Below are 12923 nucleotides of genomic sequence, written 5' to 3'. Positions count from 1 at the left end.
GTTGGGGGGAAGTGAAGCCGAGTACGCCCCGACCGTCCCCCGGTCGACCCCCGTGAGCGACCACGCGAAGGAGCCGCTGTGCACGACGACCGACCGCTGGTGGAGGAGCGCCTGGAACGCGCGCTGCGGCAGTTCATCAGGCCCGCCCAGTACGCGGCACGAGTGCCCCTCGCCCTGTCCGTGTGGCACGCGCCGGGCGAGCCGGTGCCCGTGGGCGAGGCCCTCGCAGAGACGTATGAGCCGTTCGAGGCCGGATCCGACTGGGGAAAGCCCTGGTCGACGAGCTGGTTCCGGCTCGAGGGCGAGGTGCCGCGGGAGTGGGAGGGGCGGCACGTGGAGGCGGTGATCGACCCCGGGTTCACCGGGGAGGGCCCCGGCTTCCAGGCGGAGGGTCTGGTGTACGACGCCTCGGGGGTGCCGCTGAAGGGCATTCACCCGCGCAACCGTCATGTGCCGGTGGCATCCCGCGCGCGGGGCGGCGAGCCGGTGCGGCTGCTCCTGGAGGCGGCCGCCAACCCGACGGTGCTGCACGACTTCGTACCGACCCCGCTCGGCGACATCCTGACCGCGGGCGATCGGCCCATCTACCGATTCGCGGCTGCCGACCTCGCCGTACTGGACGAGGACGTCTGGCAGCTGATCCTGGACGTCGAGGTCCTCGACGAGCTGATGCGGGAGCTTGACCCGGCCAGGCCGCGGCGGCACGAGATCCTGCGGGCCATCGAGGACATGCTGGACGCGCTCGATCTGCACGACGTGGCGGGGACCGCCGCCGCGGGCCGGGCGGCGCTGGCCGACGTGCTGTCCCGGCCCGCCGCCGCGAGCGCCCACCGTGTATCGGCTGCCGGGCACGCGCATATCGACTCGGCGTGGCTGTGGCCGCTGCGCGAGACGGTGCGCAAGGCGTCCCGTACGTTCGCCAACGTGACGGCGCTCGCGCGTGACTATCCAGAGCTGGTGTTCGCCTGCTCGCAGGCGCAGCAGTACGCATGGGTGAAGGAGCACCAGCCGCACATCTGGGAGCGCATCAAGAAGGCCGTCACGGACGGCAATTGGGCCCCGGTGGGGTCGATGTGGGTGGAGTCGGACGCCAATATGCCGGGCGGTGAGGCGCTGGCGCGGCAGATCGTGCACGGGAAGCGGTTCTTCCAGGAGGAGTTCGGGGTCGAGACGGAGGAGATCTGGCTGCCGGACTCCTTCGGATACACGGCTGCTTTCCCGCAGTTGGCGAAGCTCGCGGGCGTACGGTGGTTCCTCACCCAGAAGTTGAGCTGGAACCAGTCCAACAAGATGCCGCACCACACCTTCTGGTGGGAGGGCATCGACGGGACGCGGGTCTTCACGCACTTCCCGCCGGTGGACACCTACAACTCCCAGCTGCACGGCACCGAACTCGCCCACGCCGAGCGGAACTTCGCCGACAAGGGCCGTGCGACCCGCTCCCTGGTGCCATTCGGCTGGGGCGACGGCGGCGGCGGTCCGACCCGCGAGATGCTGGAGCGGGCGCGCCGCCTGCGCTCCCTGGAGGGCTCGCCGCGCGTCGAGGTCGAGCGTCCTTCGGCGTTCTTCGCGGCGGCCGAGGAGGAGTACGGCGAGCGGGCACCGGTGTGGTCCGGGGAGCTGTATCTGGAGCTGCACCGGGCGACGTACACCTCGCAGGCGGCCACCAAGCGCGGCAACCGGCGCACCGAACACGCCTTGCGGGAAGCGGAGTTGTGGTGTGCGGCGGCCGCCGTGAAGGACGCGGCGTACGCCTATCCGTACGACGACCTGGACCGACTGTGGAAGACGGTCCTGCTGCACCAGTTCCACGACATCCTGCCCGGCTCCTCCATCGCCTGGGTGCACCGCGAGGCCCGCGACACCTACGCCCGTGTCCTCGCCGAGCTGGACTCGCTCACCGCCGAGGCGGTACGCCACCTCGGTGGCGGCGAGGCCTCGGTGCTCAACTCGTCGCCGTACGAACGCAGCGAGGTGGTCGAGCACGAGGGGCGGCTCGTGCATGTGAACGTCGGCGGGCTCGGCGTGCGCGGGCTCGCGGAGGCGACGGGGCAGGAGCGGGAGGCGGGGGCGGTGACGTCGGCGACCCGCACCGGTCAGGAGATCGTGCTGTCCAACGAGCACCTGCGGGTCACCATCGACTCCGACGGCCTGCTGGCCTCCGTCCTCGACCGGGCCGCCGACCGCGAGGTCCTCGCCCCCGGCAGCCGCGGCAACCTCCTCCAGTTGCACCCCGACCACCCCACCCACTACGACGCGTGGGACCTCGACAAGCACTACCGCCACCGGCACACCGACCTCACCCGGGCCGAGTCCGTGGAGCTGGTCGAGGACGGGCCGCTGCGGGCTTCCGTGCGGGTCGTACGGGTCTTCGGCGCCGGGTCGCGGATCACGCAGGAGCTGCGGCTCGCCGCGGGCAGCCGCCGCCTCGACGTCGTCACCGAAGTCGAGTGGCGTGAGTCGGAGAAGGTGCTCAAGGCCGCCTTCCCGCTGGACGTGCAGGCCGAACGGTCCGCCGCGGAGATCCAGTTCGGGCATGTGCAGCGGCCCACGCACGCCAACACCTCCTGGGACGCGGCGCGTTTCGAGATCTGCGCGCATCGGTGGCTGCGGGTGGCCGAGGACGGGTACGGGGTCGCGGTGCTCAACGACTCCACCTACGGGCACGATGTGACCCGTGCCCCGCACGCCGAGGGGCTCGGTACCACCGTCCGGCTCACGCTGCTGCGCGCGCCGCACAGTCCCGACCCCGACACCGATGTCGGCACCCATCACTTCAGCTACGCGTTGCTGCCCGGGGCCGAGACGGGGGACGCCGTCGCCGAGGGGCTCGCCCTGAATCTGCCGCTCCGGGTCGCGGCCGCGCCGGCGGTGGCGCCCCTCGTGCGGGTCGACCATCCCGGGGTGACCGTCGAGTCGGTCAAGCTGGCCGAGGATCGCAGTGGGGATGTGGTGGTGCGGCTGTACGAGTCCCGGGGCGGGCGGGCCCGGGCCGTCCTGACGACGTCGTTCCCCGTCACCCAGGCCGACGTCACGGACCTCCTGGAGCGCCCCCTCCACCCCGCCCCCACCTCCGGCGCGGGCCTCTCCCTCACCCTCCGCCCCTTCCAGATCCTGACCCTCCGCCTCACCCCGGCGTAGCCCTCGCGGGGGCGCCCCAGTCCCACCCCTTTCCCGAAACTGGGGGCTCCGCCCCCAGACCCCCGCTCCTCAAACGCCGGAGGGGCTGAAATACAGCAGCACATGATCTAGCCCGTCCGGCGATTGAGGACGAGGCGCGAAGCGCCGATACGGGGTCCGGGGCGGAGCCCCGGTTTCGGGAAGCCCCGATGCTCGCTAGTAGGAGTTCTGAGGGTATCGGCTGGTCAAAGCATGCAAAATCCCTGCCCGTACGCCTCTCAGGTAGCGCACGGGCAGGGGTCATGCCGGTCACTGCTGAATGTGTTCGGAGCTATCCAAGGCGCGAAGCTGAGCGAGCCGCTGCTGATACAGGGGCCCGGCCACATGCGCGGCTCGTGCCTCGCTCGGCGCGGACTGCTCAATGAGGTGATGGGCCACGGCTTTCAGATGTGCTGCCCACGCCAACACGTGTTGCTGAGCGGTCCGCCCGCACTCCTGCGGCTCGCCAGGGAGGCACAGCGGAAGATCAGGGCCGACCTTGTTCGCGGCGTGCCGGACGTACCTGGCGATTGCAGCCCACTCCTCCTCGCTCCGCTGCACGGCAGCGTGGGAAGTCTCCACTCCCCACCCGCCGAAGTTGTCTCCGTGGTCGTCCATCCGTGCACTCCTGCGGTTCTCGGAGGGTCAAACGGGTGCGCCGATCGTAGCCGTCGCCGTCCCGGCGTCGGCCTCTCTTGGATCGCAGTGCCCCACAGAGGGGACACACGGGCCGCAGGGCCCGCACATGGGGAGGAACTGAGGCGGCGTGCACGACTGGGCGCCGTCCCCGTGCACGGCAGCGATCTCCGCTGTCACCGTTGTCATCCGCACACCGCTCCAGACGTCGGCCAGCGGTGTTTGCAGCACGTTGCCCAGGAGCAGGAACCGACCCAGTACGCACGGCCACACGTCCCCGGTCGGACCGATGGCGCACTTCTCGTAGGCGCAGTGCCCACAGAGGTCAGCGATCGTCGGCACGGCTCCTTTGCTGGCCCGTCCGAACGCCCGCGTACGGTCACCGCCGACCGTTTCCACCCCCAGCGCCGCCAAGTCCCGCGCTGCCTCGTGGACGCGTTGGCCTTGGTTCACGGCGACGACTCCGCCCCGCAGCGGGATACCGAGGCTGAGCGCCTTGGCCACGTTCGCGCGGGTCCGCTTGTGCGAGCCCCGGAGCCGGGTCACCTGATCGTGCTCGCTGGCCGTGTCCGAGTAGTACGACGTGGCGAGCTTGACCCCGCACGCCTTGAACGTCTCCCACAGGTGGCCCCGGACGTGGGTCAAGTTGGAGAAGACTTCGACGGAAAGACCTACTCCGTGGGCGTGCGTGATCAGCTCTCCCAGGTGCGGGTACAGAGTCGGCTCGCCACCGATGAACTGGACGTCCTCCGCACCCATGGCGGCCAACTGGTCGATAGCGCTCGTCCAGTGTTGAGAGGTCATCGTGCCGTGTGTCCCCTTGGGGGACGAGTCGGCGTAGCAGTGATCGCAAAACTCATTGCAGAGTCCCGTGACCTCCAACCACGCGAATTTCAGACGGTTTTGGGCAGCGCTCATCGGAACACTCCTTGCTGCTGGGGTGAGGATTGAGCGACCCGCCCGGCCGACTCCGCTTCACGGGAATGAGGGCGTGCGGCCGGACAGGCGCTTGCCCTCCCCGGACAGAGCGGGGTCTAGGCAGTCGTCCAGAGAGGGAGCCTTAGGGGCGCCTGGTGCTGGATCAGGGGGTACGCAGGCGTCCTGCCGCGCGGCAGTGTCGGCAGGGGAAACGGCAGGATGGGAGTTCGCGGGCGCGGTCCTGCGGGACGTGGACGACGCCGGAGCGTTGATCTAGAGCGCCCCCATACTCGGTCCACCAGCCGGGCGGAGAGTCTGCGTACGGGCCGCTGGGGTCGTCTGCGAGGTCGCTCAACTCCGGAACCGGTACGGGGCGCGCAGCGCGCCTGTGGGTACGCCGTGCCACCGCCGTCATCGCTGCGCCGCCCTCAAGACCAGGACACGCAGTTCGTCAAGGTCGCTGGCGGGGCCGAACGTGTCCGTCTCCCACAGTTCCCCATCCAGCAGCGAAGCCAGCGTGACCGTGTCCGCCGCACCGTCCCACGCGAGCGCTTCCCCGACCCTGCCGCGTGCGTCCTTGACCAGGTCGCCCGGCGCTGGAACCCAAGGAGCCGTCACGGCAGCGACCCAACCGGGCGCGTCCAGATACGCGCCTTCCATGTCTCGTCATCGGTCGGCTTGCGCAGTCGGCCAGGCGGTGCAGCCCATTCGATCCCGCCGCCCGGAGGGACTAGGTACACGTGCCCCGCGCTCAGTCTGCGAACTTCTCCGATGCGGCCCTCTGCCGTGTCCACCGCGTACGTTCCCGTGGTGGGGGCCCATTCGTCAGCCATGGCTTCTCGCCGTCCCCTCGCGTCGTGTGTGTCACGACCATCGGACGGCAATGAGCTTCAAACAATTGGGAGTTTGGGAGTCGCCTGAGCGAAAGTCACATATCCGCAGGTAGGCGTACCACGTCGGCCAGGTCCCGCATCTCAGGGGTCAACCGCCTACGCCGACGTACCACTTTGCCGAGGATGTCCCGCGCGAACCGCTGGTTCGGCAGCCACTCAGGGGAGTTGTTCCTGATCTCGACCAGCTTCTCTACGGCACGCCCGTAGTTCCGTAGCTCCACTTCGGCATTCGCCACGTCAAGTAGGTGACGGTTCCAGTTGTTCGACGTGGGGCGGCGACCACCAACGGGGACGAGGGCGGACAGCCTCAACACCTCGTCCGGGCGTTGCGTGACCGAAGCATTCTCCGCCCGCTTCATCGCTACGGTGGCCGGCCCGAAGGCACGCAGAAAGTCCCCACCCGGCGCGTGCTCCTGTCCCAGGGCCACTGCGGCGGCATGAGCCAAGCGGAGCGCATCGGTAGCGTCTCCGGGCCGCGCGTCCCGAACGCTGGCGGCGGACAGCCGCAGTAGCGCCCAACCCCATGCACTCAGTTCGTCCGGCGTCGCTCTGGACATGCGGGGCTCAAGGTCGTCAGCCCATCGGACAGCCAGCTCACGAGCCGCTGACAGCCGTCCCTGACGGAGGAGCAGCCAGCACTGCGTGGTGACCGTCGCGGCACCCTCCAGCCTGTCGGCGGAGCCGTCCAAAGCGCGCGACAACGCCACCTCTGCGGCCTCGAACTGGCGGGTCTGGACCATGAGCCACCCGGCGAGCTGCAAGAGTCGTACGCGGACGCGCCGCCCCTCTGCGCCGAGTAGTTCAGCCTCGCGAAGCAACGGCGGGAGCACCGTGGACAGCTCCGCGAACTGGTCCCCTGAGAACAGGGGCGTCATGTCCTGCACGAGGGCCCGAACACCCGCCACGGTCGGCGGTGCATCATCCGGGCCCAATACCGGCGGCGGGCCAAGGAGCGTGGCCCGTACGCCCGCCCAGCGGTCCACCGTGTCAGCGTCCAGGTCACCGGCCTCTGTCGGGTCGCCCCGTAGGTAACTGGTGGTCGTACGCAGGGGGACGGCTAGCTTTCGGAGCGTCTCTAAGCGAGGCGTGCCGCCCCTGCCTTGCTCTAGGTTCTCGACAGTCCGGAATGACACCCGGGCCTCTTCGGCCAGCTCGCGCTGCGTGAGGTCTGCACGCTTGCGGAGTTCCCTCAAACGATCCCCGACAGTGCTCATGGTTCGCAGCGTACGCCGGAGGTGTTACGGCAGGCAGGGGATCACTTGCGTCCGGCGGGCAGCCTCGGAAACATGAAAGGCCCCCGCCCTCGCCGCCCCGAAGGATGACGAGCGCGGGGGCTCTGTGAAGCCTCAGCCGTTCAGGACGTTCGTGAGGCGTGCGGCTGCCTTGCCGCCGAACAGGGCGAGTCCGCAGTAGAAGTCGATGCGGGTGCGGTAGACGGGCTTGTCGTGGGACTCGCCGAGGTCGGTGACCTGGATGCCGCCGTTGGTCAGTCCGGAGACAACGGCATCGGCTTTAGAGGAACCGAAGCGCACGGCGTAGATGTCGCCGGTCTGCTTGCCGCCCGTGCCAGTGGTCAGCGGCAGGACGTCGGTGCCGTCAAGCTTCTGCCCTGCGTCCAGCAGCGGGATGCCGTTCCACGCAACCGTGCGCTTCCCTGCGATCTCGGCGGGAAGGAGTTCCCCGCCGCCGAGCCGACGGAACCCGGACACGATCTTCGCGCGGATCTCGGCGTTCATATAGAGCGCACCGTTAGCGCCGTTGATGCCGCGCACCTGCGCGGTCAGCGCGTCCAAGGCATCAAAGAAGTCGTAGCCGTTGGCGACGGGGCCAAGGCCCTTTGCGTCCAGCACCTGTGAGCCGAGCAGCCGCTTGCGCAAGCCGTCGAACCCGTTGGGGTTCACCTCGGTGTCGCCGTTGAAGAACTGGTCCGCGAAGTGGATGGAGGCAGCCTTGACCTTCATCGTGGTCTGAATGACCCGCTGATCGTTGATGTTTCCCCGGGTCTGCGCGATGAACTTGTCCACGTCCGCGTCACCGCCGAGGATGGCCAGCGTCTCGATTCGCTGGTTCACGGCACCGGTGCTCTCCGGGTACGCCTCGTTCACTGCCCGGAAGGAAACTCCAGGCAGCTTCGATTCCTCGTTGTACCGATAGGCGTTGCCCTCCACGTTGATGAGCGGAAGTCGGTCCAGGATAGGAGACTCCTGAACGAACGTCTCGATCACTCCGCGCCGCAGATCATCCTGTGAGAGCTTTGCGGACTCAGCCAGGGTCAAAGTCATGAGAATTCTCCTCGATGGTTAGCTGGATTCGACATATCAAGTGAGCGCCGGTCGAACGTGCGGCGCGCACGGCCCACAAGAACGCTCAAATGAGCCATGCGAAAGAATCGCCTCCCTGCCGATCAATCTCGGCGCGGCGAGGGAGTACCCCCCCTGGTCGCCGACTCAGAACCGGCGAGGACGGACACGCTCAGCAGCCCAACCACCCGGTTGATGCCTCGCGGTCTCGCGGTTGTGGCACGACGTGCACAGCGGACGCAGACGAGAGAACGCGTCCGGGTCACTGACGCCCCGAGCCGCCAGCGAACGGCGCGACTCAGGGAAGTGATCAGCCACCGTTGCGATGCGCAAGCACAGCACGCACCACGGATGCGCGTACAAGTAGCGGCACCGGATGCGCTGCCACCGCGTGTCATAGCCCCGCTCAGCCGTCGTGCCTCGCTGTCGCTGTGCCTCACGCTCGTGCGTCGGGCAGCGCCCCCCGCTCATCAGCTCGGGGCACCCGGGGACCGTGCAGGGGGTACGGGGTCGTCGGGGAATGGGGGATCACCTCCAGGAAGACGGCATAGGACGAGCCAGGCGGTTTCGAGAAGGCCACCGGATGGCACCATGGCTGCATGAGTTGGGAATGGTTGGCACCCCTCATTACCGGCGCATCAGGAATCACAGGTGTGGTCTTCACATGGCTGACTGGTTCGCAAGGTAGATCACATACGGAGCGCATGGTCGCGCAAGCGCAGCAAGCAGAACAGCGTGCGCACCTCCTCAAGGAACGAAGAGATGCCTACTTCGCGGTCATGCGGGCAGCTCATCTAGAGATGCAACGCTTGGAGTACAAGCGGACGACTCAGACCTCTAAGCTCGACGAGCTGGAGCAGTTCTGGACCGCAGACAGACGCATCGAGATGAGCACCGATGCGCTGATCGGACTCTTTACATTTGGCAGCGATGAGGCGCGAGAGTTCATCCATGAGTGGCGAGAAGCCGCTGATACCGACGATCTAGCCAAGATGAATGATCTCGCTGATAGATTCCGGGCTCTGTCGAAGTCCGAGCTGAAGATCGAGTGAAACCTAGCCGTGAAAGTCTTTCTCAAGGAATCCTCAAGATTCAACAGTTGACGGACTCGAACCGCCACTACCGCCATTTTCAGCCCCGAGACCAACCGGGCACCTACCTAGGGAAGGGTGCGCGCCTACACGACACCCCTTCTGCCCCGTGGGGGCCGGTCAAGGTTCGTACGGGGGCGGTCTTGTTAGTCGTCAGACTCGCTTTCAAGCAGCCTCCGCAATTCTTCAGCTCGCCCCAGTTTCTCCCCTCGACCAGATCGAATCTTTGCGAGGTCCCCCGAGCCGGAAAGTTCCAGAATAGCCTGCTCCAACTTCTCCAAGAGAGTATCAACGCCTACCACAAAGTCAGTGATGCGCACTGCGTCTGCGGAGGAAAATGTCCTTGCCTGCGCCTCTGAGAACTGCTCCAGGTGCTCGACGCTCGCCCTGATCATCATTTTCAGTTGATTGTAAGCATAAACGAGCTTATTGGCCTCCGCCTCCGCCAGAGAGGGGACTTGACCTAGGCAGGCATCAAATATCTCAGTGGATGCGTTGCGGCAAAAATCGGCCAGTATTGAGGCATTGACTCCAGCGGTCTTCAGCGCGTTGCGCTCATCCGGGTCCCACATTGCATTGAGCGGCTCGTAGTTGTACTTCAATTCCTGCAGCAGGATTGTTCGCAGGTTGAATACTTGTCGTCGGGATTCTCGATACCTGTCCCATTGGCCGTAGGCTAAGCCAAGGAAGAACGTGGCGAGAGGGATGATCAAGTCCACAACAACGGTCATGCTGTCACTGTTACCACTGAAAATGAGTGACGTCTATGTATTCGACAGCAGCATTCCGGCCGAAGATCGCGATCACCAGATTCGATCACGGATTTTCGGACGACCTCGCGCGGGGTTGATGGAGGCCTTTCGACGCAGTTTCATCGCAACATGTCAGCTATCCTAAACTCCGTGCTCGTCTTCAGCGCGTGGCACCCCCGGCACAGCACTTGCACGTTGCCGCTCGTGTCCGTCCCGCCCATCGCGATGGGTCGCACATGGTCCACGTCCACCGCATCCGCGGGGAAGTCGTTCAGGCACCAGTCACACCAGGCGTGACCGCGCTCCTGTATCCGCTTGCGCAACCTTGCCGCCGCATCATGGCGCCTCGCTCGGCGCCTACCGCGTGCGCGTCTGGCACGAACCGAGGGACGCGCCTGGTGCTGTGCGTCGTGAACGTCGCAGCGTCCGCGGCGAGTTGCTGTGTCGGGGCACTCAATGCATGGGGTCATGGGTCACCGCTTGGTCGTCGTTGTTGTGGAGTGCCCGCCCCCGGACTCGAACCGGGGAACTCTGCGGGTTGCTTCCGGGTCTCCCCGAGGGGGCCGGTACCGCGCACCTCTAGCCGTTGGGTCAGCGGGCATGGGAAGTCCGAGCCGGCTCGGACCGGTCTGGACGTTGTGGGGGCCGTACGGGCTTCCAACCCCGTTCGGCGCACTCGCGGACGAGTGGGTTACTGATGGGCGGTACGGCCCCCGCACGCTGTCACACGACCCCTGCGGCCACCCTTGCGGGTGCGTGGTGCACGGACAGCGCTACGCGTGAGAGTGGGCACTCGGTCCGCCGAGGTCCCCCATGGGGTGGGTGCGCGGTAGTCCCGCTCTCACTGTGTTGTGGAGTACGGCGAATTCCTGGGCGCCCCTCGGGGGGTGCGCGGGATCGCTTGCTCCCTCACTGTGTTGTAGAGGACGGCAGATTCCCGGCCCCGATCGGTGGCGGAGTGCCGTTTGAGGTACCGGGCTCTCTTTCTTTGGATTTTTTCTATGCGTTCCAAAAAAGTGGTGTAAACCGTCACTCCATCACCACCCTTCACCTCCCGCTGTCGAGCTGCCCCGGAGCAGCCGAGGGCGGGCAGCGGAAAGCCCCGGGCAGTCACGGGGACCGACCGGGGCTCTCGCGGCTAGCTGTACTGCACCGCATACAACCGGATACCTAGCCGCTCAGGGACTGTACCGGGGCAGCCGAGAGCCCCGGCAGTCGGCAGGGACCACCGGGACAGCCCCCGGACCTACGGCGCCGCTACGCGGCGACCAGTTCCCGCGCGGGCTCGGCAGGCTCGGGCTCGGGGCGCACCCGCACGGGGCTCGTGGCGGGCTCTGCATGGGTGTGTACGGGCTCGGGCTCGGGCTCGGCGAGGCGTACCGCGCTGCCCGGAGCCGGGGGCGCGTCGTTGCGCGCTTCGGCTTCCGCGTCCCCGGTGACGGTCGCAAGCTCGGCAACGGCGGGGTCCAGTTCTCCGGTGATGGTGAACTCGACGCGGCGTAGGTCGAGCCGTCGCCATCCGCCCTTGCTGCCCGGCTTGACCATCAGGCGTGCTCCCGCGGCGATGAGCATGGCGCGGCGCTCCGTGGTGTCTGCCTGGTTCCAGTCGTCGGCGTACGTGCGCCCGGTGGGGACCACCTCTCGGCGGGGCTCGCGCTTCTTCCGGGATTCCAGCTCTGCCAGACGTGTATCAAGGGCGTCCGCGCGGCGCTGCCACTCGGCTTTCGCGGCCTTGGACTTCTGGCGTCCCTTGTCCTGTTGGTGCTCGGCGAACTCTGCCGCTGTCGCGTCTATCTCGGGCTGCGGGTCGTAGCCCGGAATCTCGATGACGCGGTTGATCTGCACCTGTCCCGCAGCCTTCAGGAACTGTTCGGTCACGTAGTCGTCGACCCATACGGCGCGCACGGTGCACGGGGCGGGGCAGTGCGTCCCGTACTTGTACGACGAGCACCGGTAGGTACCGCTGGACCGGTTCAGGTACATCCGCTCACCACACCCGTTGCAGTGGACGACCCGCAGCAACAGCGCCGTGGAGTCGGTGCGCTCGGGCGCCTTCTGTTCGATCGGCTTGGGGGTGAGGAGTGCGGCGACCCGGTCGAACTCTTCGCGGCTGAAGATGGGGGAGGTGGTGGCCATGACGGGGTTGCCCGCATCGTCGCGCACGGGCTTGCCGCGGTGCATCTTCCACCCCATCAGTGCGGGGTTGGTGAGCATGCGGGCAATGGTCTGGGCGTTCCACTGCGCGGGGCGCTTGGCGGGCTTGCTCTCGGCTGTGGTGGTCTTGTTCTTCGCTCGGGCCTGGTGGGCAGCCCAGTGGGCGGACGGGGACAGCACGCCGTCCGCGTTGAGCCCGCGCGCGATGGTGAGCACACCCTTGCCGTCCATCAGCTCGGCAATGATCCGCTCAATGATCGTCACCGCGTCCGGGTCGGGTACGAGGGTCCAGCCCACTCCGCCGTGCTCGGCGGGCATCTCGGCGGGCAGGTAGCCGTATGCGGGCTTGCCGCCGCCCCGCCAGCGAAGCGGCATCTTCCGCATGGCTGCCTGTGCCCCGGTGACGCGGTCCTTGATGCTCTGCGACTCGACCTGAGCGGCAAAGGCCAGCATGAGCATCATGAGTTCGCTCATAGGGTCCATCGGGTTGCGGAAGTCGAACGTCAGACGGCCCCCGCCGATGCCCTCGGCGAACACGATGAGCTTGCGGTGTTCACGGGCCCACTTGGCAAGCTCGTGCATGTCGCCCATGTCCCGGATGGCACGGTCAAAGCGCCAGAACACCAGGGCGTCAAAGTCCTCGGAGCGCTTGAGCCATCCGCCGAGCTGCGGACGGTCGAAAGGGCCGACCAGGGACGCGGACACGTCCAGATCGACCGCTTCCCGCAGGGCGGCACCCTCGCCGAACGTGATGCCGAGGGCTGCCGCCGCTGCGTCGTCTGCCTCGCGCTGCCGCTCCGGGCTCGTCGTCTCGTCGGTACGGACGGACAGCCGGATGCAGCGGACCCCGCGAAGCGTCTCAGTGCTGGTCTGCCTTGTGCTTTCGTTCCAGTCCTCCATACCGTCTGTGGAGGACAGAGAGTTCTTTACGGCTGTGACCTGCGTAGATACCGCCATGACCCGACCACTCCAGAAGTGTCACTCTGGAGCACCGGGAAGGGGCGGGCCTGGGGCGCCCCA

The 12923-nt window shown here is 67.2% G+C and carries 10 protein-coding genes; 2 read left to right on the top strand and 8 right to left on the bottom strand.

Annotated features, from left to right (window positions below):
- Window positions 1-78 precede the first annotated feature (78 nt).
- Entirely contained in the window at window positions 79-3141 is a 3063-nt protein-coding gene (locus ACZ6BG_RS32800; protein ID WP_469008080.1) for an alpha-mannosidase, read from the top strand.
- A 288-nt stretch (window positions 3142-3429) separates the two neighbouring features.
- Here the strand turns inward: ACZ6BG_RS32800 and ACZ6BG_RS32795 are convergent, their stop codons facing one another.
- From ACZ6BG_RS32795 to ACZ6BG_RS32775, 5 genes are all read right to left on the bottom strand, one after another.
- Window positions 3430-3777, bottom strand: a complete 348-nt coding sequence (locus ACZ6BG_RS32795; RefSeq protein ID WP_469008079.1) for a hypothetical protein — start codon at window positions 3775-3777, stop codon at window positions 3430-3432.
- A 27-nt stretch (window positions 3778-3804) separates the two neighbouring features.
- Window positions 3805-4713: a radical SAM/SPASM domain-containing protein gene (locus ACZ6BG_RS32790; RefSeq protein WP_469008077.1), complete on the bottom strand. Its 909-nt coding sequence runs from the start codon at window positions 4711-4713 to the stop codon at window positions 3805-3807.
- Window positions 4714-5124: 411 nt separating this feature from the next.
- Window positions 5125-5373, bottom strand: coding sequence for a hypothetical protein (locus ACZ6BG_RS32785; protein ID WP_469008074.1), 249 nt, complete (start codon window positions 5371-5373; stop codon window positions 5125-5127).
- Window positions 5374-5641: 268 nt separating this feature from the next.
- Window positions 5642-6820, bottom strand: a complete 1179-nt coding sequence (locus ACZ6BG_RS32780; protein WP_469008073.1) for a helix-turn-helix domain-containing protein — start codon at window positions 6818-6820, stop codon at window positions 5642-5644.
- A 132-nt stretch (window positions 6821-6952) separates the two neighbouring features.
- On the bottom strand, window positions 6953-7888 hold the full coding sequence (locus ACZ6BG_RS32775; RefSeq protein WP_469008071.1) for a major capsid protein: 936 nt from the start codon (window positions 7886-7888) through the stop codon (window positions 6953-6955).
- Window positions 7889-8505: 617 nt separating this feature from the next.
- On the opposite strand from ACZ6BG_RS32775, the gene ACZ6BG_RS32770 reads away from it, so the two are divergent.
- Complete coding sequence (locus ACZ6BG_RS32770) at window positions 8506-8958, top strand: hypothetical protein (protein ID WP_469008069.1); 453 nt, start codon at window positions 8506-8508, stop codon at window positions 8956-8958.
- 185 nt (window positions 8959-9143) lie between these two features.
- On the opposite strand, the gene ACZ6BG_RS32765 is transcribed toward ACZ6BG_RS32770, so the two are convergent.
- The 3 genes from ACZ6BG_RS32765 to ACZ6BG_RS32755 form a co-directional block, all read right to left on the bottom strand.
- Window positions 9144-9728, bottom strand: a complete 585-nt coding sequence (locus ACZ6BG_RS32765; protein ID WP_469008067.1) for a hypothetical protein — start codon at window positions 9726-9728, stop codon at window positions 9144-9146.
- A gap of 140 nt (window positions 9729-9868) precedes the next feature.
- Entirely contained in the window at window positions 9869-10219 is a 351-nt protein-coding gene (locus tag ACZ6BG_RS32760; RefSeq protein WP_469008065.1) for an HNH endonuclease, read from the bottom strand.
- A 787-nt stretch (window positions 10220-11006) separates the two neighbouring features.
- Window positions 11007-12803, bottom strand: coding sequence for a recombinase family protein (locus ACZ6BG_RS32755; RefSeq protein WP_469008063.1), 1797 nt, complete (start codon window positions 12801-12803; stop codon window positions 11007-11009).
- Window positions 12804-12923: the final 120 nt, after the last annotated feature.

It is taken from the genome of Streptomyces sp. NPDC041205 (genome assembly GCF_055591765.1).
The sequence above is the reverse complement of the archived record's forward strand: the minus strand, read 5'-3'. Positions and strand labels throughout refer to the sequence as shown.

Excerpts from the sequence above, each read along its gene's own strand:
- ACZ6BG_RS32770 (WP_469008069.1), top strand. The coding sequence starts at position 8,506 with ATGAGTTGGGAATGGTTGGCACCCCTCATTACCGGCGCATCAGGAATC.
- ACZ6BG_RS32780 (WP_469008073.1), bottom strand. The coding sequence starts at position 6,820 with ATGAGCACTGTCGGGGATCGTTTGAGGGAACTCCGCAAGCGTGCAGAC.
- ACZ6BG_RS32765 (WP_469008067.1), bottom strand. The coding sequence starts at position 9,728 with ATGACCGTTGTTGTGGACTTGATCATCCCTCTCGCCACGTTCTTCCTT.
- ACZ6BG_RS32795 (WP_469008079.1), bottom strand. The coding sequence starts at position 3,777 with ATGGACGACCACGGAGACAACTTCGGCGGGTGGGGAGTGGAGACTTCC.
- ACZ6BG_RS32755 (WP_469008063.1), bottom strand. The coding sequence starts at position 12,803 with ATGGAGGACTGGAACGAAAGCACAAGGCAGACCAGCACTGAGACGCTT.
- ACZ6BG_RS32760 (WP_469008065.1), bottom strand. The coding sequence starts at position 10,219 with ATGACCCCATGCATTGAGTGCCCCGACACAGCAACTCGCCGCGGACGC.
- ACZ6BG_RS32785 (WP_469008074.1), bottom strand. The coding sequence starts at position 5,373 with ATGGAAGGCGCGTATCTGGACGCGCCCGGTTGGGTCGCTGCCGTGACG.
- ACZ6BG_RS32790 (WP_469008077.1), bottom strand. The coding sequence starts at position 4,713 with ATGAGCGCTGCCCAAAACCGTCTGAAATTCGCGTGGTTGGAGGTCACG.
- ACZ6BG_RS32775 (WP_469008071.1), bottom strand. The coding sequence starts at position 7,888 with ATGACTTTGACCCTGGCTGAGTCCGCAAAGCTCTCACAGGATGATCTG.